26 protein-coding genes are annotated in these 22,201 nt (G+C 42.1%); 11 read left to right on the top strand and 15 right to left on the bottom strand.

The features are described 5' to 3' along the window. Positions 1 to 89 precede the first annotated feature (89 nt). Positions 90 to 347 (bottom strand): cytotoxic translational repressor of toxin-antitoxin stability system, encoded by a 258-nt coding sequence (locus AACU33_RS30950; protein WP_096594119.1) that lies wholly within the window; start codon positions 345 to 347, stop codon positions 90 to 92. 10 nt (positions 348 to 357) lie between these two features. Next, positions 358 to 555, bottom strand: a complete 198-nt coding sequence (locus AACU33_RS30945) for a hypothetical protein (RefSeq protein ID WP_096594118.1) — start codon at positions 553 to 555, stop codon at positions 358 to 360. Positions 556 to 854: 299 nt separating this feature from the next. On the opposite strand from AACU33_RS30945, the gene AACU33_RS30940 reads away from it, so the two are divergent. Continuing rightward, positions 855 to 1,991, top strand: a complete 1,137-nt coding sequence (locus AACU33_RS30940) for a branched-chain amino acid ABC transporter permease (protein ID WP_096594117.1) — start codon at positions 855 to 857, stop codon at positions 1,989 to 1,991. Further along, positions 1,981 to 2,763 carry an ABC transporter ATP-binding protein gene (locus tag AACU33_RS30935; RefSeq protein WP_096594116.1) on the top strand — a complete coding sequence of 261 codons (783 nt, stop codon included), beginning with the start codon at positions 1,981 to 1,983 and terminating at the stop codon, positions 2,761 to 2,763. Before AACU33_RS30940 ends, AACU33_RS30935 begins: the two co-directional genes overlap by 11 nt. 95 nt (positions 2,764 to 2,858) lie before the next feature. Here the strand turns inward: AACU33_RS30935 and AACU33_RS30930 are convergent, their stop codons facing one another. From AACU33_RS30930 to AACU33_RS30920, 3 genes are all read right to left on the bottom strand, one after another. After that, positions 2,859 to 3,038 carry a hypothetical protein gene (locus AACU33_RS30930; protein ID WP_096594115.1) on the bottom strand — a complete coding sequence of 60 codons (180 nt, stop codon included), beginning with the start codon at positions 3,036 to 3,038 and terminating at the stop codon, positions 2,859 to 2,861. After that, entirely contained in the window at positions 3,016 to 3,585 is a 570-nt protein-coding gene (locus AACU33_RS30925) for a DUF2087 domain-containing protein (RefSeq protein ID WP_096594114.1), read from the bottom strand. The genes AACU33_RS30930 and AACU33_RS30925 overlap by 23 nt, the downstream gene beginning before the upstream one ends. Positions 3,586 to 3,670: 85 nt before the next feature. After that, positions 3,671 to 4,276 carry a DUF2087 domain-containing protein gene (locus AACU33_RS30920; RefSeq protein ID WP_096594113.1) on the bottom strand — a complete coding sequence of 202 codons (606 nt, stop codon included), beginning with the start codon at positions 4,274 to 4,276 and terminating at the stop codon, positions 3,671 to 3,673. Between the two features lie 173 nt (positions 4,277 to 4,449). Between AACU33_RS30920 and AACU33_RS30915 the strand changes: the two genes are divergently transcribed. Beyond that, positions 4,450 to 4,668, top strand: coding sequence for a helix-turn-helix domain-containing protein (locus AACU33_RS30915; protein ID WP_096594112.1), 219 nt, complete (start codon positions 4,450 to 4,452; stop codon positions 4,666 to 4,668). Positions 4,669 to 5,173: 505 nt separating this feature from the next. Here AACU33_RS30915 and AACU33_RS30910 read toward each other — a convergent pair. Both AACU33_RS30910 and glpX read right to left on the bottom strand, forming a co-directional pair. Continuing rightward, entirely contained in the window at positions 5,174 to 6,460 is a 1,287-nt protein-coding gene (locus AACU33_RS30910) for a glutamyl-tRNA reductase (RefSeq protein ID WP_096594111.1), read from the bottom strand. A gap of 357 nt (positions 6,461 to 6,817) precedes the next feature. Then, a complete protein-coding gene (gene glpX, locus AACU33_RS30905; protein WP_096594110.1) occupies positions 6,818 to 7,855 on the bottom strand; it encodes a class II fructose-bisphosphatase in 1,038 nt (345 codons plus the stop codon). A gap of 380 nt (positions 7,856 to 8,235) precedes the next feature. On the opposite strand from glpX, the gene AACU33_RS30900 reads away from it, so the two are divergent. The 4 genes from AACU33_RS30900 (at position 8,236) to AACU33_RS30885 (ending at position 10,619) form a co-directional block, all read left to right on the top strand. Next, entirely contained in the window at positions 8,236 to 8,808 is a 573-nt protein-coding gene (locus AACU33_RS30900) for a DUF981 family protein (RefSeq protein ID WP_096594109.1), read from the top strand. Positions 8,809 to 8,845: 37 nt separating this feature from the next. Next, on the top strand, positions 8,846 to 9,160 hold the full coding sequence (gene grxC / locus AACU33_RS30895) for a glutaredoxin 3 (RefSeq protein WP_096594108.1): 315 nt from the start codon (positions 8,846 to 8,848) through the stop codon (positions 9,158 to 9,160). Positions 9,161 to 9,251: 91 nt separating this feature from the next. Next, a complete protein-coding gene (gene tadA / locus AACU33_RS30890) occupies positions 9,252 to 9,737 on the top strand; it encodes a tRNA adenosine(34) deaminase TadA (RefSeq protein ID WP_096594107.1) in 486 nt (161 codons plus the stop codon). Positions 9,738 to 9,848: 111 nt separating this feature from the next. Beyond that, positions 9,849 to 10,619: a lysophospholipid acyltransferase family protein gene (locus AACU33_RS30885; protein WP_339376388.1), complete on the top strand. Its 771-nt coding sequence runs from the start codon at positions 9,849 to 9,851 to the stop codon at positions 10,617 to 10,619. A gap of 209 nt (positions 10,620 to 10,828) precedes the next feature. Here the strand turns inward: AACU33_RS30885 and AACU33_RS30880 are convergent, their stop codons facing one another. Then, the gene (locus tag AACU33_RS30880; RefSeq protein ID WP_096594105.1) at positions 10,829 to 12,931 is read right to left on the bottom strand and encodes a S8 family serine peptidase; all 2,103 of its coding nucleotides are present in this window, start codon (positions 12,929 to 12,931) and stop codon (positions 10,829 to 10,831) included. Positions 12,932 to 13,102: 171 nt separating this feature from the next. Here AACU33_RS30880 and AACU33_RS30875 point away from each other — a divergent pair, with 171 nt between their 5' ends. From AACU33_RS30875 to AACU33_RS30860, 4 genes are all read left to right on the top strand, one after another. After that, positions 13,103 to 13,702: a hypothetical protein gene (locus AACU33_RS30875; protein WP_096595445.1), complete on the top strand. Its 600-nt coding sequence runs from the start codon at positions 13,103 to 13,105 to the stop codon at positions 13,700 to 13,702. 209 nt (positions 13,703 to 13,911) lie between these two features. Continuing rightward, a complete protein-coding gene (locus AACU33_RS30870) occupies positions 13,912 to 14,169 on the top strand; it encodes a BolA family protein (protein ID WP_096594104.1) in 258 nt (85 codons plus the stop codon). 94 nt (positions 14,170 to 14,263) lie between these two features. Next, positions 14,264 to 14,587 (top strand): Grx4 family monothiol glutaredoxin, encoded by a 324-nt coding sequence (gene grxD, locus AACU33_RS30865; RefSeq protein ID WP_096594103.1) that lies wholly within the window; start codon positions 14,264 to 14,266, stop codon positions 14,585 to 14,587. 161 nt (positions 14,588 to 14,748) lie between these two features. Further along, on the top strand, positions 14,749 to 15,216 hold the full coding sequence (locus AACU33_RS30860; RefSeq protein ID WP_096594102.1) for a hypothetical protein: 468 nt from the start codon (positions 14,749 to 14,751) through the stop codon (positions 15,214 to 15,216). A gap of 52 nt (positions 15,217 to 15,268) precedes the next feature. On the opposite strand, the gene AACU33_RS30855 is transcribed toward AACU33_RS30860, so the two are convergent. The 7 genes from AACU33_RS30855 to AACU33_RS30825 form a co-directional block, all read right to left on the bottom strand. After that, positions 15,269 to 15,868 (bottom strand): SMI1/KNR4 family protein, encoded by a 600-nt coding sequence (locus AACU33_RS30855; protein ID WP_096594101.1) that lies wholly within the window; start codon positions 15,866 to 15,868, stop codon positions 15,269 to 15,271. A gap of 160 nt (positions 15,869 to 16,028) precedes the next feature. Beyond that, positions 16,029 to 17,867 (bottom strand): ATP-dependent zinc metalloprotease FtsH3, encoded by a 1,839-nt coding sequence (gene ftsH3, locus AACU33_RS30850; RefSeq protein ID WP_096594100.1) that lies wholly within the window; start codon positions 17,865 to 17,867, stop codon positions 16,029 to 16,031. An 80-nt stretch (positions 17,868 to 17,947) separates the two neighbouring features. Next, positions 17,948 to 18,769: an aminotransferase class IV gene (locus tag AACU33_RS30845; protein WP_096595444.1), complete on the bottom strand. Its 822-nt coding sequence runs from the start codon at positions 18,767 to 18,769 to the stop codon at positions 17,948 to 17,950. Positions 18,770 to 18,949: 180 nt separating this feature from the next. After that, positions 18,950 to 19,735: a hypothetical protein gene (locus AACU33_RS30840; RefSeq protein WP_096594099.1), complete on the bottom strand. Its 786-nt coding sequence runs from the start codon at positions 19,733 to 19,735 to the stop codon at positions 18,950 to 18,952. Positions 19,736 to 19,864: 129 nt separating this feature from the next. Further along, on the bottom strand, positions 19,865 to 21,082 hold the full coding sequence (locus tag AACU33_RS30835; RefSeq protein ID WP_096594098.1) for an acetate kinase: 1,218 nt from the start codon (positions 21,080 to 21,082) through the stop codon (positions 19,865 to 19,867). After that, positions 21,079 to 21,768, bottom strand: coding sequence for an N-acetylmannosamine-6-phosphate 2-epimerase (locus AACU33_RS30830; RefSeq protein ID WP_096594097.1), 690 nt, complete (start codon positions 21,766 to 21,768; stop codon positions 21,079 to 21,081). Before AACU33_RS30830 ends, AACU33_RS30835 begins: the two co-directional genes overlap by 4 nt. Before the next feature lie 3 nt (positions 21,769 to 21,771). Continuing rightward, positions 21,772 to 22,092, bottom strand: coding sequence for a TolC family protein (locus AACU33_RS30825; RefSeq protein WP_445291774.1), 321 nt, complete (start codon positions 22,090 to 22,092; stop codon positions 21,772 to 21,774). Between the last annotated feature and the right edge of the window lie 109 nt (positions 22,093 to 22,201).

Genomic DNA, 22,201 nt, shown 5'->3' with positions numbered 1-22,201 from the left:
AAGTGTTTTTCAAAAACCAGTTTAATGTAAGGTTATAGCGATCCCTGCTTTGCCTTATACAGTTTTAAGTGTTGATATAACTTATGTCTTTAGGCATCTGGCATAGGTATGACACGTAAAAATTTCACAATTTCGCCCCTGACTTCTATGCCAATTAAATAATTATCGATAGTGAACCGATGAAATATGCCCTCATCATCAAGTTGCCGCAGTTCTGGGACAGAACGCATCTGCCAGTGGTGCGGGAACTCGCTAAAGACGAAATCATACACCTGTTCATAAGCAGATGGTTCTAAATTCTTCAGGTCTAATAAAAAAGACCTGGCATAGCGCACTTCTACAATCACTAGGTGTCACTCAGAAAAACATTAAAAGTCGAATTGCTTCTTCTTGGGTTAAGATGTCCCACGGTTGTTGCGATCGCTTGACCTGTTCTATAGCCTTTAGCATATAAAAGTCACAATGCAGGTTATGGAGAACATCCCAAGTGCTTTGCAAATCCTCATCGTCTAACTGCTCGATTAAGTGATGGATTCTCGTTCGTAGTAAATTCATATAGCACTCCTATTTGATTGTGAACTTACTCGCAAAGGCAAGGAACAGGGAACAGATAATAGGGCACAGGAAATCAGGCAGGTAAAGGTGTACGGTATTTTTTCACAAATCAAACCGGATTCCAATATATTCAGTTATTACCCCTAACCCAAGCATAGTATGCCCATAAATTTGCCAATGGTTAACCTGAAAATGGCACGATACTTTACACTACAATCTATTCACTGAGCATGGATAACAAGGAAGACAAGGGAGAAATAATTAATGACTCTTGACTCTTGACTCTTGACTAAACTTATATGTTTGAATATTTAATCTTCTTAGCAATTTCTACAGCCACTTTTGCCCTGTTCGGTTTGGGGCTGAACTTGCAGTGGGGCTTTACGGGTTTAATTAACTTTGGTCATATTGCTTTTATGACCTTGGGAGCATACACAACAGTATTATTAAGCTTTAAAGGCGTTCCTTTACTAGTATCGGCAATTATTGGGGCAATTGTCGCTGCTTTGTTGGGTTTGGTAATTGGTTTTGCAACTCTGCGCTTGCGCGAAGATTATCTGGGAATTGTCACTATCGGGGTGGGAGAACTGATTCGGTTGGTGGTGAATAACCAGGATTTACCTGTGGGTAACACTTGGATATCTGGGGCGTTTGGTGTCCAAAGTTACTCAATACCTCTGTCCACAACCCCTAATTTGTTTTTTAGATTCCTGATGATCGGGCTGCTGACGCTGCTTTTAGCTGTTACTTTGTTTTCGTTATGGCGCTGGATTAGCACTACTAGAGTATCTGGTGGCGGTACTGAGACATTAACGAGAAAAACCAGCAAACAGGAATTCGCATCCCGTTTGGGAGTGGGGATTGTTTTGGGGTTATTGGCAATTATCATTTATATTTCTGGGATTGTTACCCTGTATAACTACATACCCAAGGCAGGTTTAATGCTGATATCGGTGTTAGTATTAGCATTGGTATTTTGGCGCTTGGAAATGTTAGTGCGATCGCCTTGGGGTAGAGTGCTTAAAGCTATCCGCGAAGATGAAGAAATACCCAAAGCGCTGGGAAAAAATGTGTTTTGGTATAAATTACAATCGCTAATGTTAGGTGGTGCGATCGCTGGAATTGCTGGTGCATTCTTTGCTTGGCAACTCAGCGCCATTTACCCCGATAATTTCCAACCACAGTTAACTTTTGACGCTTGGATCATGGTGATTCTCGGTGGTTCTGGGAATAACGTCGGCACAATATTGGGCGCTGTAATTTACTTTGCTTATGATGCTTTGACTCGTGAATTCCTGCCTAAAATCATTCCCCTTGACGAAGCACGTCTGGGTGCATTTCGCATCATGGTTATCGGTTTAATTTTGATGGTGCTGATGATTTGGCGTCCGCAAGGTATCTTAGGGAAAAAGGAGGAACTTACTCTTGGTAAATAACCAGTCACCCCAACTTTCCCTGCTATCAGCCACTGGACTTTCTAAAAGCTTTGGTGGGATTAAAGCCGTCAGTGATGCCAATATAGAAGTAGCTAAAGGCAGCATCACAGGATTGATTGGCCCTAACGGTGCTGGCAAAACTACCTTTTTCAACTTACTATCTAATTTCATCCGCCCAGATAAGGGACGAGTCATTTTTGATGGCGAACCAATTCATCACCTGCAACCGTACCAAATCGCCCAGCAAGGGATAGTTCGCACCTTTCAAGTAGCCCGGACTCTTTCGCGGTTGTCGGTGTTAGAAAATATGCTTCTGGCGGCGCAAAAACAAACTGGTGAGAATTTTTGGCAGGTGCAATTACAACCCCACGTTGTAGCGAAGGAAGAAAAGCAATTAAAAGAACAAGCGATGTACTTGTTAGAGTCAGTAGGATTGGCACAAAAAGCCCATGATTACGCTGGTGGTTTGTCTGGTGGACAACGCAAGCTGCTAGAAATGGGACGGGCGTTGATGACTAATCCCAAATTGATTTTGCTCGATGAACCCGCAGCTGGTGTTAATCCCAGATTGATTGATGATATTTGCGATCGCATTCTCAACTGGAACCGCAAAGATGGCATGACTTTTCTGATTATCGAACACAATATGGATGTGATTATGTCCTTGTGCGATCGGGTTTGGGTGCTGGCTGAAGGCAAAAATCTCGCCGATGGTACACCAGCAGAAATTCAAACTAATCCCCAAGTTCTAGAAGCGTATTTAGGAAAATAAGAGGGCAAAAGTCAATAGTCAGGTTTGTAGTTGCGCTTTAGCGCTAAAGCAGGTTTGTAGTTGCGCTTTAGCGCTAAAGCACCGCTGAAGCGCAACTACGAGCCAAGTTTAATAATTAAATATCCCAACACAAGAACGAGAACTAAAGAATGTTCCACAATCCAATAATTGTCTTCGTAAATCGCTCCACCAAGAGCTTTCACTTTTCCAGCAAAGACATCACAAGCAAGACATCTATCTGCTAACACGCTCTCATAATCTCCAATAGACCCCATTTTCTCGCTGCATTAATTGATTATCAATTAACTCTCGCCGCAAGGTAGCATAATCGGGATGATAGCGCTTGAGAATTTCATTGACTGAGCGTTCAGAATACTGAATCTGCTCTTCAAATTTACTTACCAACCACTTGAGAATAACTAAACGCTTTTTCCGGCTAGCAGGAATTTCTTTGAGGCGTTGGATAGGTTCTTCTCCCTCTATATAGTTTTGCGATACTCTGTTAGCCCACACATCACTGTCAAAATTCTCAATTGAAGATGCTATTTTCTCAGGTGTAAAAACTTTCTTACTCAGGTTTTGCAATGTTTCGCTCTCTAATCGATAGAAGTGAGTATTACCTTGTGGGCACATACTCACCAAATCTAATTCTTTTAGTTTCATCAGATGGTGGGATATCGTCGGTTCTTTGAGTTCTAGTAGCACCGCCAATTCCTCAACGCTGCAATCTTGATTAGCCAAAACCCCGATAATTTTTAATCGACTCTCGTCTGCCAAAGCTTTGAAGAAGTGTAGCAAGAGTTGGAACTGCTCGTTATACATAACTTCTAATTAGATAAGCATCTAATTAGAAGTATATCTAATAATTTCTACATCTACTCTGGCAGCACTATTTTAGGGAAAGGTATTACAGGCTGGTTCTCACATCTGTGTTATCCCGCCAATAAACCCCATTTTCTCGCCGCATTAATTGGTAGCCAATTAACTCCCGCCGCAAGGTAGCGTAGTCAGGATGATAGCGCTTGAGTGTTTCATTCACCGTTCGTTCTGGGTACTGAACTCCTTCCTCAAATTTACTCGCCAGCCACTTGAGAATAACTAAGCGCTTTTTGCGGCTAGCAGGAATTTCTTTGAGGCGTTGTACTTCCTCTATGTTGTTGGTAACACTCTCTAGATAGTTGCTCAAGACTTTGCTTTCCCAAGCTTCAGTATCTACATCCTCAATTAAGGATGCTATTTTCTCAGGGGTAAAAATTTCTTTGCTGATATTTTGTAAAGCTTCGCTATCCAATTGGTAGAAGCGGCTATTACCTTCTGGGCGCATCGTCACCAAATTCAGTTCCTTCAGTTTTGATAAATGATGGGAGACTGTCGGTTCCTTAAGTTGTAATAGCACAGCTAATTCTTCAACACTGCACTCTTGGTTTGCTAAAATACCCACAATTTTTAATCGGCTCTCATCCGCTAAGGCTTTAAAAAATTGCAGTAGAGTCTGAAACTGTTCTTTCCTCATAATTTGTTATAATCAAATTCGATTGCGATCTAATTAGAAAGGAATCGAATTAGCTACGTAGTTCCCCCCTGCACAGGCAGAGGACATTTTTTGCTTTGTTGTGAATTATTGTTAATTTTGCGATTTGTTCTGTCAGAAGTTGAGATTTCTTAAGTTGTTCTTTACATTTCGCTATGTGGAAACCATTCACAAGTCAGAAGAGAAGGAAAGGAAATATACCCAAGCGGGGTACTTCCTTAGTACAAGCAGCTAGATTTTTAGGTATAGACCAAAGTACTTTGTATATGGCTCTGCAAAAAGGCCAAATTCCCACTAGCAGAAGAAATGGGCGAACGGTTATCAGTCAAGGCGCTTTAATGGACTATAAGGTCAGAACTCGACCTGTTCTATAAGCAAGTCGCTCATTCACGTGTTAGCAATTCTGTTACAAATCTAATCTGCCCAATATCTAAATTGTTCTTTAATGGTAATAGGGTAATAGGAAAACTTTTTACGAGAATTCCTTTTACCTGACACCATTAATTTTCATGTTTGCTAGTAACTCAAAATATAGTTAGCAAAGTTCTACTATCAAAAAGGCTTAAATATACTAACACAGGTTTTGCTGGGGTCTTTCGTTGACGATATTGATTTTGCTATTTTCCAGATTTAGTTGGGTACAGATCGCAAATCGACTTTGAAGTACCTACTGTAGCCATATATAAACAAACTGAAAATAGTTAGTCATATTAATTATTAGCAATATAATAATATTGCTATTTAGTATAATAGTTAATATTAAAGTTAGTATGCAATAAGCTAACAATTCCGCAGCTTAAAATCTCTCAAGCTGTGCATTATTAGTACGTTAAAAGTCACCCTAACGCACCAATAATGCTAAGTCTAGATTTAGCTAAATTAACTAAACTGCTCTTCTGCGTCTAGGTTAAATAACATTTGCAAAGTCTGCATACATCGCCGTCTGGCTTCCACATCCTGCTGCGCTCGCAATTGCACCATCGGATCGTGTAAAATTTTGTTAACGATTCCTCTTGTTAAAGCTTCGATCACCTCTTGATGCTTTTCTGCAAATTCCGAACCCAAGCGCGACAATGCTTTTTCCAGTTCTTGTTCGCGGATGGTTTCGACTTTATTACGCAGACAGCTAATAGTGGAGACAGTTTCTAGACTGCGCCACCAAACATCAAAAGCTTCTACTTCTTCATCTAATATTTTCTCAGCTTCTTGAGCCATTTTCCGACGGCTTTCGTAGTTTTGCGCTACAACGGCCTTCAAATCATCCACATTGAACGCTTGCACGTTGGCTAGTTCATTCACGTCTGCATGGACGTTGCGGGGCACGGAAATGTCAAATAGCATCAAAGACTGCTGAGGCTCTAAAACCATTTCTATTTTGGCACGATCTAGGATAGGGTCTGTAGCAGATGTACTAGTAAATACTAAATCGCTACGAGATATTACTGCCATCATTTCTGATAGCGGTTGAATTTCCAGAGTTTGATCGGGAAACTGTTTGGCTAATTCTAGAGCGCGATCGCGAGAGCGATTTAAAATACTAATTTGCCCAGCACCTTTAGAAATTAAATGCTGAACCAGCAAGCGCGACATTTTACCAGCGCCGAGAATTGCCACCCGGCAAGCAGCTAAATTTGCCACTTTCATCTGCGCTAACTCTACCGCCGCCGAACTGATGGAGACTGCGCCAGTACCAATGCTAGTTTCTGTACGAACTCGCTTGCCTGCTGTTAAAGCTTGTTTAAATAATCGATTCAAAATTGTTTTTATACCGTTATATTGCTGCCCCAGTTTGTGAGTATTCTTCACCTGAGCCAGAATTTGCCCTTCACCAAGGACTAAACTATCTAAACCAGCTGCTACGCGCATCATATGCATCACAGCGTCGTCATGCAGCAACATAAACAGGTGTTGCCGTAAAGATGTTACAGGTAATTTACTGTATTCTGCTAAAAATTGAGTTACTTCCCGGATACCGTGTTCGGTTTCACCTGTGACGATATAAATTTCCAGGCGGTTACAAGTACTCAGGATGGCAACTTCATCAATATGAGGATAGCTGGTAAGTTGAGCGATCGCACTTTCTGTTTGCGGTTCTGGAATACTCAACTTTTCCCGGATTTCTACTGGGGCTGTTTTATGGCTTAACCCCACCACTGCTATATTCATCTGCTAATTGGTAATTGCTAAATAGTAAATGGTAAGTGGTGAATGGTGAGTAAAGGAGTTAGGAAGAAAGTTCATAACTTGAATGAAGGGGATAAGGAAGATGAGGAGGGTAAGGGGGAATTTAGCCCTACTCTGCTGAGTTTACGATCTTTACTTATATCCCGGATCTTCATGCCATTCTTGATTAATCCTAACTCCTTACTGTTTATCGCTTATCAAAGGCGACGGTGTACCTACTTCTTTAAGGGGTAGGAGGGATAGTCGCCCCGTCGTCCTTTATTGTCAGTCAATAGTCAGTTGACGATTGACTACTGACCACGGACGCGAAATCTCGCCCGTTCAATAGGCGGGATGAGCTTAATGCAATTGTACGGTCTTAGGCGAGTCAAACATGTGAATAGTATCCACAAACCTAGCAGTGTTTGACTGGTTAGAAATAACTAGGCTTTGCGTTCTAGCACCACCTTTGAAGAAGCGGACACCTTGGATCAGATTTCCAGTGGTAATACCGCTTGCAGCAAATAGCACGGTCTCACCAGATGCCAGTTCATGAGCATCGTAGACCTTATCGGGGTCATTGATATTCATCGACTTAAGACGATCTAGGTTAGCTTCTTTGCTTTCGCCAATTAAGCCTGTTTTGACGATTGCTGGGTCATAGATCAGCTGACCTTGGAAATGTCCACCTAAAGCACGCATAGCGGCTGCGGAAATCACACCTTCAGGCGCAGCACCGATACCCATTAGGGCGTGGATGTTAGTACCAGCAAAACCACAAGATAAAGCTGCGCCGACATCACCATCGGAAATCAACTGCACTCTCGCCCCAGCATCGCGAATTTCTTTAATCAAATCGTTGTGGCGTTCGCGCTTCATCACGACTACCACAAGTTCTTCAATAGCGCGGTCTAGACACTCGGAGAGAATTTTGAGGTTTTCTGTTGCTGACTTGTTAATGTCCACCTTGCCCTTAGCTGCTGGAGGTGCTGCTAACTTCTTCATGTAGAAGTCAGGAGCTGCAAATAAGCCACCTTTTTCGGAAATTGCCAATACAGCCATCGAACCAGGTTGTCCGTATGCTACCAAGTTCGTACCTTCACAAGGGTCAACAGCGATGTCAATTTCAATCAGTTCATCTGGGTTACAGAAATCCTTAGCATCTGGACGGGAGCAGATACCCACCTCTTCCCCAATATATAACATAGGGGCGTCATCGCGTTCGCCTTCACCAATCACAATGCGACCGCGCATATAAATTTTGTTCATGCGTTCGCGCATTGCTTCCACTGCTACTTGGTCAGCAGTGTTCTTTTCGCCCTTACCCATCCACTTGGCGGATGCGATCGCGGCTTGCTCTACTACCTCAATAATCTCTAATCCAAGTGTATTTTCCACAGAGTCGCCCTCTCAACTGCTTGACTTAGCGTTGTTTTATCTAGCTGTTCCAGTCTTCAAGTCTACCAAAGGGCGGATACCCGTGGAAAATAGTCTTGCTAGGCCTGTATGTTAAGTTTTACTGCTATAAATTTGCTAAAGTGTCTATTTTGACTCTTTCTTACAATAAGCAAATAAGAATCTATCTCAATTACTAGTATATTCTGGAAAAGAAACATTCATTTATTTAGATGCTAAACATCGACTATTTAGATTCTTGTGAAACCTGACAAGAATCACCCAAATTCCAGCATCGGCAAATGAACCACAGATTAATATCAACGTTTATTTGTAGTTCCGACACAGCATTTTCAAGCCAAATAGCCATTTAGAGGTAAATCATGTTTATCGACTACATCACACTCATGTTGATCAATATGGTAGCTGGGTTATTTTTACTAGCAGACTACGTATATCGCGGGATAGATAGCGATAATCAAAAACGCTGGATTCCTGGCTTTGGAGTTACAGGTGCGATCGCATTGACAACTGGGTTACACATGACCTTTACTTGGCCGATTAGAGGTAGTTTTAATATCGCTTTCGGAGAAACGACTATCCTATTCGGAATCTTGTTTATTGCAGCTGCGATCGCACTTTCCTTAAGTTGGGATTTACTGACAATAGCAATTTACGCTTTCTTCGCAGGTTTAGCTGCAATTGTTATCGGTCTGCGCATCATCAATTTGGGTATTACACAGCAACCATTGATGTCAGGTATAGGCTTTATTCTCACCGGCTTAAGTGGCGTTTGTGCTGCACCAACTCTCTATTGGAAAACAAACCGAACTTGGCGGTTAATTGGTGTAGCGGTGTTAATTGTAGCAGCGTTAATTTGGGCATTAACTGGTTATTTAGCTTACTGGAATCATTTAGAAGGTTTCCAAAAATGGGTTCCAACCCCAATGCGATAGGCTAGAGACAATTAACATAAATCGATAAGATGCAAATATGCTGGATTTTCTCAATCCCCTATTAAATCGCCATCCAGAGCGAGTTAAAGCCAATGTCGAAATCTACACCTGGCAAACTTGTCCTTACTGTATCCGCGCTAAAATGCTGCTGTGGTGGAAAGGCGTGCAATTTCAAGAATACAAAATCGATGGTGACGAAGCCGCCAGAGCAAAAATGGCAGAACGAGCTAATGGACGCCGTACAGTACCGCAGATTTTCATTAACGATCGGCATGTTGGTGGCTGTGATGACCTTTATCAATTAGATACACAAGGTCAACTCGACCCTCTCTTAGCCCAAGCAGCCATTTAATTAGAAGCTATTTACGGAATAAATTAAAAACCTAATTTGCCCGCCAAAGCGGGCTTTATATTGTCTATTTACAACTATTTGCAATAATCCTATGATAATTGAACACCCAGAGTATATTGTCCACCGACAATGGATGACTCGCGCCTTAGAATTGGCAAAAACAGCAGGTAATGCCGGAGAAGTCCCTGTAGGGGCACTGATCGTTGATGACTCAGGTAATTTACTGGCAGAGGGCGAAAATAGGAAAGAACGCGACCAAGATCCCACAGCTCACGCAGAAATTATTGCTCTGAGGGCAGCTGCTAAAAGTTTACAAAATTGGCGTCTCAATCAATGCACTCTCTATGTAACCTTAGAACCTTGCCCAATGTGTGCCGGTGCTATTATACACGCCCGTATAGGATTGCTGGTATATGGAGTAGACGATACCAAAACTGGTGCAATACGTACTGTTACCAACATACCCGATAGTGCAGCGTCTAATCACCGCCTACAAGTCCTTGGAGGCATTTTAGAGTCTGCCTGTCGTCAGCAATTGCAAGCTTGGTTTGCTACCCGACGCCATCAGCAAAATTAGCAGACAGAGACGAAACTGTCCAATAGGTATGACACAAGTAATGAAAGAAAATTTACGGTGTAACTAATCAAGGTTTCGTCACAATTTATCTGACAATCAGCAGCCACCATCATGATGGAAATTTACTCTGCTAACCCTACCTCTCAGCAAAAACTAGCAAATACTCGTGCAACTACCAAGGTGGCTCATACTACCTCGCGGGTTTCTTCTTGGTTAGCGCCTCTAGCGTATCTCTTAGGACGCCACTTCCTTATACCGTCGTTTTTTGGGCGAATTAAAATTATTGGGCAAGAAAATATTCCCACAACTGGCCCTGTAATTCTCGCTCCTACCCACCGTGCGCGTTGGGATGCATTGCTTGTACCTTATGCAGCGATCGCTTGTCAAGCAAAAACAGACCTGCGATTTATGGTGACTAGTAGCGAATGTAAAGGGTTGCAAGGTTGGTTTGTCCGACGTTTAGGAGGATTTCCTGTCGATCCTAAACACCCATCAATTAGTACCTTACGGCATGGGGTCGATCTGCTTCAGCAGAAAAAAACCCTAGTAATTTTCCCAGAAGGTGGAATTTACCGTGATGGTGAAGTTCACCCATTAAAGCCAGGAATTGCACGTCTAGCTTTGAGTGCTGAATCAAGTCAGCCAGATTTGGAAATTAAAATTATACCTATTAGTATTAATTACAGTCAAACTTATCCAAACTGGGGTACAGATGTGATTATTCGCATTGGCCCAGCAATCAAAGTTGCAGATTATAGTAAAGGTTGTATCAAACAAAATGCTAAATCCCTAACTAGCGATTTAGCTAAAGTTTTGCAACAACTCAGCTACCAAGAATCAGAAATTACTAATCATACATTGGTCGAAATTCCTAATTCTTAATTTTGTCATTTGTTGTTTGTCCTTTGTCCTTGGTTAGGATGTCATAAGTTATAGGCAAGTTTCTATAGTTCATATAGCAGTCCTATTTGGTTTGTGAAAACTGAGATTCTCCCAACCCAGACTTCTTTAATTACTATTTTTTCTAGATAATTTAGAGTTTGTATAGCCTATAGTCCAATGACAAATGACCAATGACGAATAACAAATGACTAAATACTGAAATTTAACTCCCAGCTATTCAACTGACCAACATCTTGTAGTGCATAATCGACAAGCCATAATTGCCAGCGTCCTTTAGCTGAGGAGGATAGCAACTGTTTGAGGGCTGGGTGCGATCGCACTGTATAAGTTGTTTGTAAATTAGTGCGGCGACCTAAGGTGCGATTTTGCAATAAAACCTGTTGATTATTGGGTGCAATTAAATAAATTTCTAAATCGCCTAAAAAATCGTGGGTGATATTAACTGTTACTTGAATATCTTGTATAGGACTGTCTTCAGAAATGGCGATCGCACTTTTTATTCCCTGTTGATTATTATCGGGAATACCTATTGGGCTGTCATTTCTGCCTTTAATTTGTTTGGTAGCCGTTGATGCGCCTGTACGCATTTGCTGCGCTGTTTGTACTGCTTTAGCAGCATTCACCTTACCATAACCAAACCATTGGGAATGGCCGTTACTGTCGTAAGTACCTTCACGTAACCCTAGTTGTGGGTCGGGATTCGTGTCTAAAATTTTATCGGCGGTTTCTTGTAATATCCGTCTGACTTGTTGGGCTGTTAAGTCAGGATTTACTGACAACATCAAAGCTGCAACACCTGCGACTACAGGTGTTGCGCCAGAAGTACCGCCAAAGTTGCGGGTAAAGTCACCAGGATCGTAACCTGCGGCTCCTAATTGATCGGTGGTGAGCATTCCTAATCCTGAAAGCGAAGTTGCGATCGCAGGTTGTGTTTCCATATATCCAGAATCTTGAAACCACATCCCCGGAGGAGCATTGTTACTAGGCGCACATACTGCAATATTATTACCCCAATTGCTATAGGCTGATTTCTTACTCAAACTTGTGGAAGCAGCCACAGCTATCACATCTGTATGTACCGCAAAACCACTTAACCAATCTGTATTCCCTGATAGCAGATTCTTAGGCCAATTGCGCTCAAAAATAGTACCGTCAATTGGGCGGTTAGCATTACCTGCTGCAAACAAAATTACACAGCCTTTACCATTGCGCCCTTTGGTAGCGGCGCGAGTGATAACAGCCTTTTGACGCAAAGATAAAGGGAAATAAACAGCAGATGCTCCCCAACTGCAAGAAATCACGCTAGCGCCTTTGTCGATTGCCCAATTGAATATATCTTCAATTGATTCATCATCTAAAAACCCGGTGGTGCGAATTGGCATTAAAGCACAACCAGGAGCTACCCCCACAATCCCTTTACCATTTTCTTCCGCTACAGCTATCCCTGCACAAGCTGTACCGTGGCTGGTTTCCTGTTCATCAGGTAAAGGTAAAAAGTCATTTTCTTTTAAGTCTCTAGAGGCGACAATCTTACCACTGCCTTGGAAATCTGGATGGTTCAAATCAAAAGAATCATCAACCACAGCCAAAACCACAGAACGAACACCGCGAGTAATATCCCAAGCCTTTTCTATAGAAATATGAGAACCAACTGCTAACTGATTACCACCATTGTGGTTGAGATACCATTGCTGGGGATAGAGAGGATCGCGGGGTTTGTAATGAGTTTCTTGGCGTACAAGAATATTAGGTTCAGTAGCCAATACTTCTTTTAGCCCTTGGATTTGGTTAGTAATTTTGATGGGATTTTCTGTGGCTTGTTTGCTGACGCGAAACACAAAAGTATTAGGCAGACCAAGAACTGGTTTTTCTTGAATTAGGTTAAATGCATTGGAGAGAGCATTTATTCTAGCCTGATCAACATCAGTGGCAAATTGAATTGTAATTCGATCGCTGAGATAAACAAAGGTTCCAGGATTATCTTTAAGTTTGTAAATATGGCTGGCAAAAGCAACATTTTGGTCAGCACGTGCTTGGGACATTGCAGTTTCTAACTGGTTAGGTGCAACAGTAAAAATTTCTAGCCGTGCTTGGGGAATGCTGCGCTGCCAAGTACCCCAACTAACCTGAGATAATGCCTGGAGAGAAATATCATTAACCAAACGGACACTGAAACGATCCAAAGCCTTTTCTAAAATTAATTCTTCACCACCGCGTTGTAATACCATGCCCAGATTACTAGTTGGTATACCTGTATTGGTATAATTAGAGGAATTGACGGGATCGTTCATAGGAACACTTTTAGATACTATGATTAGAGGCTAAGGGAACTCAATTAGGGTGATTTTCAGTCTAAAACAGAGAAACCTACTGTGTTGCTTTGCTTGGTCAAAGACGAAAACAGAGTTAAGATACCCGAAGTTTCCATTACTTTTTATATATTTGTCGCACAAATTGATCCCATGAACCTAGCAGCAGCTGTTCCCTGGATTCGCTTCACTTCTTTATCACTCATAGCAGGCCTCAGTCTGCTATCGCCTGTTAGCGCTCAAGTAATCCAGCTACCGAGCAATAACCAACCGCAACCTATCGATCCCAACAATCCCAATAACTTGCGTCCTGTAGCGCAAAATAGTACCCTATTAAGCATGGAAAGTGGGCAGCGTCTGCTCAAAGAAGCAGAAAGTGCTGTTTCTAGTCAAAAATATGATGTAGCGGCGAAGAAACTCCAAGAAGCCCGTCAGGTTTTCAATCAACTTTCTAATTTTTATCAGGATCTCAACTCTAGTTTTTCGGGAATTGACCTCAGAGTCTCTGATTCTCAGCGGGAAAAAGCCCGACAGTCTGCCCAATTGCGAGATGAAGCCACCTATAGATTGGCACTGGTACATCGGGCACAAAATCAATCAGAATTAGCCGTACCTTTGCTAATCCAAATTATCAAGAGCCAAAGCCCAACACGAGACTTAGGTAAGAAAGCCTACCAACAGTTATATGAGTTAGGTTTTGTTGATGCACCCTATCCCCGACAAGGTGGTAGTTCTTCTTCATCCCAAAAATAATCAAATTTAGCCAATAATCCCTTTTGTGGTAGCCGTAGCTTGTGAATGCCCTAATGGTAAGATGTAATCATCTGCCATATTTTTAGCTATTCTCAAAACACGTGCCTAGAGCGCGTCTATGCTTAAAGCTTGTCAAAAGCTTGCAAGTAGTAAAGGCGATCGCTCTATATCTGTTAATAATAGAAAAGAAGTTTTTTTCAGGAATTGCGATGATTAGTCCGCAGCAGGTTGAGGAAATGATCAAAGCGGAACTGCCAGACGCCGTGGTTCAGGTGCAAGATTTGACTGGTGGTGGAGACCACTATCAAGTGACAGTAGTTTCATCGCAGTTTGCAGACAAGAGACTGGTGCAACAACACCAGTTAGTGTACGGTGCGTTGCGGCAAGCTATGTCAACTGAAGCGATTCATGCTCTGGCAGTAAAAACTTATACTCCCGAAGCTTGGCAAGCAACAGCCGCTTCTTAGTAGTTTAATACTGACTGTTGAATGCCAGTCGCAGCGATGGACTAACTGGACTGGCTCCTCTCGACTATAAGCAAAAGTAGGAAACAGAAAAACAATGACGCCAGAACTCAAAGAGAAAATTGACAACTTAGTACAACAAAACAAGATTTTGGTTTTCATGAAGGGAACCAAGTTGATGCCTCAATGTGGTTTCTCCAACAACGTTGTCCAAATTCTGAATACGTTAGGGGTTCCCTTCGAGACTGTTGATGTTCTTTCAGACTCCGAAATTCGTCAAGGAATTAAAGAATATTCCAACTGGCCAACAATTCCCCAAGTATTTATTGATGGGGAATTTATTGGTGGTTCAGATATCTTAATTGAACTGTATCAGAAAGGCGAATTACAACAATTAGTAGAAGTAGCACTTGCTTCTTGACATATTCGTCTAATGCTCAATTAGAAGATATGTTGTGTTAAGGAATTTTCAATAACTTAGAAAAATGAGAGGTGATTTAAATTACCTCTCATTTTTTTCTAGCTGTGCCAAAATTTGAGTAAATTTGATTACTACAATCGCTACTGCCAAAGTCACTGCTTATGTTAACTAAATATTTAAAAAGATTTTTGTTTGTGGGAACTGTAGTTAGTATTTTTCTGATTTGGAGTGAGACTGCTGATGCTTGTCCTGTTTCTTCTTCTGGAACTTCCAACTTACAAACAGCATCTGAAAATTTAATGATATCAAAAATACAAACTTTCCGCGGAAAATTAATTTATGAAAAAATTCCTCCTGTAATGTCAGTGCAAGCTTATCTAGGAGAAGAGTTTTTTCTAATTACAAATTTGAAACCTTCCAGCCGGTTAGTGCTGCGTCCTTCTGAAAAGGTTTCTTATGAAAAATTACAATCTTTGCATCAGCAAGAAGTTGAAATAAGAGCAGTTTATGTAGAAGGAACTCGTCCTGCATCCAATGAAGCTGCTTGCCCTTTGGATAGTAATGGGCAATGTATACATCAAGGTGCTGGTTATAAAGTTTTATCTATCAAACTCTTGTCTGAGTTATGAGTGTTTCATTAAAATCTTGCATCTATGACATTACTAATCATAAGTTGTAAATCTATTTATGCTTGTTGTCATAGTAACTCTTCTCCATCATGCCGTTTTTAATACCAGGATTGTATTTACAAAAAATTGAAGCTGATTTTGCTCTATCTTCTTCTAAAAACCCTTCTTGATTGATGTAGTAAGCACCTGTTTCATAGCATTCAGCAATCATTAACATTAAATTTGTTAAGCTTGTATAGCATATTACAGGTTCAGCACCCATATGCACTAACCAAATAGGAGAAGATTCTTTTTCTTGGTTATCGCAAACTATATAAAAAAATGATTTATACCAACTGAAGATAATCAAGCTGTTACGGGGACTCATAAGAAGATTATCATCTGTTTCATACTTGACAGTGCAATAGTAAAAATCCAAAGATTCCTGTAAAGAGTAGAAAACTAAAAAAGGGAAAAAACCATCACCATGCAAAGTTCCGTTACTCCACTGATAAAGCTCATAAACTTCTTTGGTCAGCCTGAAAGGTAAATCTTTAGTTAGCTCTTCAATCTGTTCATTTGTCAATCCAGCATAGTGAAATGAAGAAACTTTTGGGTAGTTCAGTTTTAACCATTTCAAAATTCTTTGTAAAGATTCTGTAAGTGCTGACATATTAACAAAACATAGCTTGAAAACATTAGGTTTTTAGCATTTTCAAATTCACATTAGAAGCAAATTTTGTATTCAGTCTAATTTGAATAAAAAATTGGGGTAATCCCAGAAAATTCCCGAATTACCCCAATTTTAAATGTTAAATTTCAGCTAAAACTGCTTATGCAAAAGCGGCAGTTTTCACATCATTATTTGCCAAAATTTCTTGCAGTTCATCGGCATCTACGGTTTCTTTATCAACCAGCATTTGCGCGATTTCATCTAAAATGTGACGGTTATTCACTAGCACTTCTTTAGCGCGAGTGTAAGCTACATCTACGAGTTTGCGAACTTCTTCATCAATCGCGGCAGCAGTTTCTTCAGAGAAATCGCGCTCTGACATGATATCGCGACCGAGGAACATATTGCCTTGCTGGCGACCAAGGGCTACAGGCCCGAGTTTATCACTCATACCAAAGCGTGTCACCATCTGACGAGCAACACGTGCGACTTGTTGTAGGTCGTTAGAAGCACCTGTGGTAACTTCTTCTTCACCAAAGATTAGTTCTTCAGCCAACCGACCGCCTAAAGCCACCGCCATCTGATTTTCTAGATAAGCGCGGCTGTACAAGCCAGTATCCATCCGGTCTTCGCTAGGAGTAAACCAGGTTAAACCACCAGCACGACCGCGAGGAATAATGCTAATCTTTTGTACTGGATCATAGTCGGGCATCAACGCACCAACTAAGGCGTGACCGGCTTCGTGATATGCGACTAAGGTTTTGCGCTTTTCGCTCATTACCCGGTCTTTCTTCTCTGGGCCAGCTAATACGCGATCGATCGCATCGTTGATTTCATCCATTGAAATTTCGGTTAAATTCCGCCGTGCTGCCAAAATTGCGGCTTCGTTTAACAGGTTGGATAAATCTGCACCGGTAAAACCAGGGGTACGACGAGCGATTTTATCTAAGTCTACATCCTTGGCTAAGGTCTTACCACGGGCGTGAACTTTGAGGATTTCACTGCGTCCAGCATAGTCGGGACGGTCTACGACAACTTGACGGTCGAAACGACCGGGACGTAACAACGCTGCGTCTAGTACGTCGGGACGGTTGGTAGCAGCAATAATGATGATACCGGTGTTACCTTCAAAGCCGTCCATTTCTGTGAGCAGCTGGTTGAGGGTTTGTTCGCGTTCGTCGTTACCACCACCTAAACCTGCACCCCGTTGACGACCTACAGCGTCAATTTCATCAATGAAGACGATACAAGGAGCGTTAGATTTAGCTTGCTCGAATAAGTCACGGACGCGGGAAGCACCAACACCCACAAACATTTCCACAAACTCAGAACCGGAGATAGAGAAGAAAGGTACGCCTGCTTCACCAGCAACAGCACGAGCGAGAAGGGTTTTACCTGTACCTGGAGGGCCAACTAGCAGTACACCTTTGGGAATCTTGGCACCAACTGCGGTAAAGCGATCGGCGTTTTTGAGAAAGTCTACAACTTCGTTTAGTTCCAGCTTGGCTTGGTCAATACCAGCAACATCACCGAATGTTACTTGGGTTTGTGGTTCCATTTGCACTCTGGCTCTGGATTTACCAAAGTTCATTGCTTGGCTACCAGGGCCGCTTTGGGCGCGGCGTAGCAAAAAGAATAAGCCAACTAGAAGTAATACTGGGAAAAATAAGCTGCTAAGTGCCTTAAACCAAAATCCTTCATCGGTTTGCGGCAATACGGAAATATCAACGCCTTTTGCAGTAAGAGTATTAATTAAGTCAGGGTCATTGACTAAGGTCACTACCTTTTTGTTACCGTCTCTGGATGTCACCAAAGCTGTAGAACGGTCTGCACTTAAACTGACTTTATCTATTCTGCCTTTTTCAACTTCTTGAATAAACTGGCTGTAGCGTAATGGTTCTCTGCTTTGAGGCTGCTTGTCAAAGAATGCTGTACCTAAAGCTATGACAACTATAAAAAGCAGCGCGTACAGCCCCGCATTTCTCCATCTTTTATTCACTGAGGTGAATCCTCCTAATATTTTTTGTGCGATCGCCTAACTTCTCAGAAAGAGAGGACATTTTTAAGAATTATGTTAACTTATCTTAACGTATACCAAATTGGTGACGTTGTCATGCTAAAAAAACTCCGGATTATTTCATATTTAGGATGGTGAGGATTATATTCTAACGATCCTGCGGGCTGCTTAACGGTATGAATCGGGACGATTTCCACTACACTGTTGCTATAAGCGATCGCTTCAAATTGTTTCACTAAATCCACTGTCCAAGGTTCTTCTTTCACTTGTTGCTGCTGGGATTGCAGCCATTGAACAAGTTGCGATCGCATAATTCCGGGCAAAATCCCCACAGCTAGAGGCGGCGTCCACCAACAGCCATCTTGCCATCCCCAAAGGTTGCCTGTACTGGTTTCTAGCCAATTTCCTGCCCCATCTACTAAAATCGCTTCTTGAGCATTTAGCTTTTGGCTATTAGTCTTGGCTAACCAAGCACTCAGGTAGTTCCCAGTTTTATGAGAAGGGAGACTGCGAGATAATTCCACACTAGCAACGGCGCAAACGATACCATTTGTTTGTTTTTCGGTCAAATCCTCTGGTAACGACCTACCCGTTATCCACTCCCTACCATCGGGAAACAGGGTAATTCTGAGAATTGGGAAGCGGGTAAGAAGAATTTCTGCACCTTCACGTACCCACTGCCAATCTGGTTGTTCCCAGCCAAAAGTTTTGAGTGATAATTGCAAGCGATCGCAATGCAACAGCCAGTGAGTTAACCTACTATCGAGCGAGTTCTCATAAACCCGCATGGTAGTAAAAATTGTCGCCCCGTAAAGCAACCCCGGATCGTGAATATCTAACTCTAAGGATTGGGATTGAATTAATTTGCCGTTGTACCAATGAATAAGACTAACCTCAACAAGGTGATGGAGAAGTAGGGAGATCGAGAGTACAGGTAAGGAGAACAAGGGAGAAGCGACACATCAATAATATTCTAGAGGTCACGGCAGTGCCGTGCCCCTACAATCTTTCGCATTCTTTTTTCAAATTGGTATAACTTATGAGTCTTGACTCTTGACCAATTACTAATCTTTTGCAGGCGGGATAATTTTGTAACCTTCAGGAGTAGAGACTACTTTAGCTCCTAACGCCTCGATTTCTCTGATTGCTCGTTTACGAGTTTTGTCATCAACTCCGTTATTTAATACCATTGTCCATGTAGAAATTCTAGCTTTTTTGCTATTAGGATTATGATTGAGGAATTGAGCAGTTCTCTGAGAAATATGAGCTATCAGCTTGCTTTCTTCGTCTGAAGATTGGCTAGCCCAATCAGCAGCTTTGACAAAAGAGTGCTTGGCAGCTTGAGAACTCCCCAAAAATAATAATTCATCTATGCCTTTGTACCGCCATGCATAATAAGACTTTTCAGGTACTTTCGGCGATAAAAATTTTAAACTTTGTTGCATTATGTCTATAGAGCGTTCGGGTAGACCAGCATACATAGAAGTACTAGTAGATAGACCCAAATAAGCAGCTAAAAATTTTGGATCGCGTTCGAGAATGACTTCAAAATATTCTGGACTAAAACTGTAACCTGTTTTGGCACGTGCTTCATCGTCGCCAAAGTATTGCAAAAAATTGATATATACCCAATCGGCAATTAAGTTATCGTAACCAAAACTAGGCGTTTGCTTGATCAGATTTAGCCGAACTTGTTCTGCTTTAATTTCCCCTTCTAGACTTTCCAAGGTAATAGTTTCTCGACTTCTTAACAGTTTTTGTAGTTGGGGATATTGCATTGAGCCAACACCTAGCATACACAAACAAACTGTTAAAAATGCACCTATAGTTTGACGATATTGAGCGAACATGATGCTTGATTAACCTTTTGAGTTAAGGGCTGTTGTTATGTATCTATAATTACAGCACACCCTAAATCAACCAGCCAAGGTTAATGGCAACGCAGAGAATCGCAAAGGTACTATTTTGAGTGCAATTTTTTACTTTTGCAAAATTTGCCAACATTGTTGAGCGATCGCCCAATCTTCCTGAGTATGAATCGCCAATACCCGCACTGCTGATTCTGGGGTGGCAATATCAATATCGACAGGGTTGTTTTGATTCTTCTCTGGGTCGATTTTCAACCCTAGGAAACCAAAGGCTTCTGAGACAGCTTGGCGAATTCCGGGGGATTTTTCACCCACACCTGCGGTAAATACTAAAGCATCTAGTCCCCCCAAACTGGCAAGCATCGAACCAATCCCAGAACGCAAGCGATGTACGTAGATATCCCAAGCAAGTTGGGCACGATAATTACCTTCGGCGATCGCTTCCATGACTTGCGGTAAATCGCTGGATACTCCAGAAATACCACGTAAGCCAGAAGCTTTATTCAGAACATAATCCAGCCTTTCAGCAGAATAATTAGATTGTCGTAATAGGTAAATCAGAATTCCCGGATCTACTGAACCAGAACGACTGCCCATCATCACACCATCTAAGGGAGTGAAGCCCATAGTAGTATCAACGCTGCGACCGTTTTTAATTGCAGCTAAAGAGCAACCATTACCTAAATGACAAGTAATTAATCGCAAGGATGCTAAATCTTTGCCGAGGATATCAGCAGCACGTTGAGCGCAGTATTGGTGACTGATGCCATGAAACCCATAGCGACGGATACCTTGTTCCACCCATTCATAAGGGCCGGGGTAAACTGCAGCTGCATCGGGGATAGTGGCATGAAATCCGGTATCAAATACCGCCACCTGCTTGACTGAACCCAAGCTTTTTTCAATCGCTTCCATTCCTTCCACCGCCGCCGGATTATGGGCGGGAGCTAGGGTAGCTAATTGAGCGATCGCTTTTTTAACATCTTCAGTAATCACCGTACTATTGCGGTAATTTTGTCCGCCATGCACTACACGATGACCGACTACATCAATTTCCGATAGCTGACCAATTACTTTAGTAGCACCGCGAGTTAGAGTGTAGAGCATATAGGTAACATGAGCTTGGCGAGAATCTGCATAGATTGATTCTTGCAGCACTTCACCTGTAGCCGTTTTCACTTGAATTTCTGCTACGCCTCTATCTTGAGTCCAGTTGACTTTGCCTTCCCACAGCGGTTGAGGTGCTTGCTTGGGTAAAGCATCATCATTTATGTCATACAGACAACTTTTTTGACTACTAGATCCGGCATTCAGTACAAGTATTTTCATAATTCTTCTGAACTCAGCGCTGATTTATAGGCTCTGACTTGGATGTCAATACCAGTGATTGCAGTGCCAACAACAACAGCATCAGCTCCCAAATCTAAAGCTTTACGAGCCATTTGGGGTGAAGCAATTCCACCTTCACAAATTACGGGAATATTTAGCTGTTCTACCATCTGGCTCAGGAGTTCCCAACCAGGAGGTTGAAGATGTTTGGTTGAGGCAGTGTAACCAAAAAGAGTTGTTCCCACAATATCTGCTCCAGCGTCTGCTGCTGCTTTTGCCGCCTCAATTGTATCGATATCTGCCATCACTGGCTTATTTAATTCCTGATGAATTTGGGCAATTATCTCTGCTAAATTTTCATTACCCGGACGGCTTCTCGTTGTTGCATCAATGGCGATAATGTCTGCGCCTGCTTGCGCCACAGCCTGAGCATGGTGAAACTGGGGTGTAATGTAGACATCAAAGCCAGCGATTACTTGCTTCCATAGCCCAATAATTGGCACTTTCACACTGGCACGCACCGCGCTGATATGATTTGGAGTATCTATGCGCACGCCCATAGCACCGTTGTTTTCAGCAGCTTGTGCCATTGCGGCAATTACTAGCGGTTGATGTAGTGGAGAATCAACAGGTGCTTGACAAGATACAATTAGTCCTTTGTTAAAGGTTGCAATTAAATTGGGCATTGGTCATTGATTTTGATTAACGGAGTTCTGAGCCTCATTAATGGAGTTCCGAGCTTCATTAACGGAGTTCCGAGCTTCATTAACGGAGTTCCGAGCCTCATTAACGGAGTTCCGAGCCTCATTAACGGAGTTCTGAGCCTCATTAACGGAGTTCCGAGCTTCATTAATGGAGTTCCGAGCCTCATTAATGGAGTTCCGAGCCTCATTAACGGAGTTCCGAGCTTCATTAACGGAGTTCCGAGCCTCATTAATGGAGTTCCGAGCCTCATTAATGGAGTTCCGAGCCTCATTAATGAAGCTAAAAGCCTCATTAATGAGTATCAAAGACTGGTGGATAAGTTAGCTTAACGCAAAATCGGCGATCGCACCCAGCACAATCGAGTTGAATGATAACTGTCATTGCGAGCGAAGCGAAGCAATCCCAGCCCTCGCG

The organism is Calothrix sp. NIES-2098, assembly GCF_963875125.1.
In the GTDB taxonomy this organism is placed as follows: domain Bacteria; phylum Cyanobacteriota; class Cyanobacteriia; order Cyanobacteriales; family Nostocaceae; genus Aulosira.
The sequence above is the reverse complement of the archived record's forward strand: the minus strand, read 5'-3'. Positions and strand labels throughout refer to the sequence as shown.

Excerpts from the sequence above, each read along its gene's own strand:
- AACU33_RS30835 (WP_096594098.1), bottom strand. The coding sequence starts at position 21,082 with ATGAAAATACTTGTACTGAATGCCGGATCTAGTAGTCAAAAAAGTTGT.
- AACU33_RS30915 (WP_096594112.1), top strand. The coding sequence starts at position 4,450 with ATGTGGAAACCATTCACAAGTCAGAAGAGAAGGAAAGGAAATATACCC.
- AACU33_RS30910 (WP_096594111.1), bottom strand. The coding sequence starts at position 6,460 with ATGAATATAGCAGTGGTGGGGTTAAGCCATAAAACAGCCCCAGTAGAA.
- grxD (WP_096594103.1), top strand. The coding sequence starts at position 14,264 with ATGACGCCAGAACTCAAAGAGAAAATTGACAACTTAGTACAACAAAAC.
- AACU33_RS30855 (WP_096594101.1), bottom strand. The coding sequence starts at position 15,868 with ATGTCAGCACTTACAGAATCTTTACAAAGAATTTTGAAATGGTTAAAA.
- AACU33_RS30880 (WP_096594105.1), bottom strand. The coding sequence starts at position 12,931 with ATGAACGATCCCGTCAATTCCTCTAATTATACCAATACAGGTATACCA.
- AACU33_RS30875 (WP_096595445.1), top strand. The coding sequence starts at position 13,103 with ATGAACCTAGCAGCAGCTGTTCCCTGGATTCGCTTCACTTCTTTATCA.
- AACU33_RS30925 (WP_096594114.1), bottom strand. The coding sequence starts at position 3,585 with ATGTATAACGAGCAGTTCCAACTCTTGCTACACTTCTTCAAAGCTTTG.
- AACU33_RS30860 (WP_096594102.1), top strand. The coding sequence starts at position 14,749 with ATGTTAACTAAATATTTAAAAAGATTTTTGTTTGTGGGAACTGTAGTT.
- AACU33_RS30885 (WP_339376388.1), top strand. The coding sequence starts at position 9,849 with ATGATGGAAATTTACTCTGCTAACCCTACCTCTCAGCAAAAACTAGCA.
- AACU33_RS30840 (WP_096594099.1), bottom strand. The coding sequence starts at position 19,735 with ATGTTCGCTCAATATCGTCAAACTATAGGTGCATTTTTAACAGTTTGT.
- AACU33_RS30945 (WP_096594118.1), bottom strand. The coding sequence starts at position 555 with ATGAATTTACTACGAACGAGAATCCATCACTTAATCGAGCAGTTAGAC.
- AACU33_RS30900 (WP_096594109.1), top strand. The coding sequence starts at position 8,236 with ATGTTTATCGACTACATCACACTCATGTTGATCAATATGGTAGCTGGG.
- AACU33_RS30830 (WP_096594097.1), bottom strand. The coding sequence starts at position 21,768 with ATGCCCAATTTAATTGCAACCTTTAACAAAGGACTAATTGTATCTTGT.
- grxC (WP_096594108.1), top strand. The coding sequence starts at position 8,846 with ATGCTGGATTTTCTCAATCCCCTATTAAATCGCCATCCAGAGCGAGTT.
- AACU33_RS30930 (WP_096594115.1), bottom strand. The coding sequence starts at position 3,038 with ATGGGGTCTATTGGAGATTATGAGAGCGTGTTAGCAGATAGATGTCTT.
- tadA (WP_096594107.1), top strand. The coding sequence starts at position 9,252 with ATGATAATTGAACACCCAGAGTATATTGTCCACCGACAATGGATGACT.
- AACU33_RS30940 (WP_096594117.1), top strand. The coding sequence starts at position 855 with ATGTTTGAATATTTAATCTTCTTAGCAATTTCTACAGCCACTTTTGCC.
- AACU33_RS30920 (WP_096594113.1), bottom strand. The coding sequence starts at position 4,276 with ATGAGGAAAGAACAGTTTCAGACTCTACTGCAATTTTTTAAAGCCTTA.
- AACU33_RS30870 (WP_096594104.1), top strand. The coding sequence starts at position 13,912 with ATGATTAGTCCGCAGCAGGTTGAGGAAATGATCAAAGCGGAACTGCCA.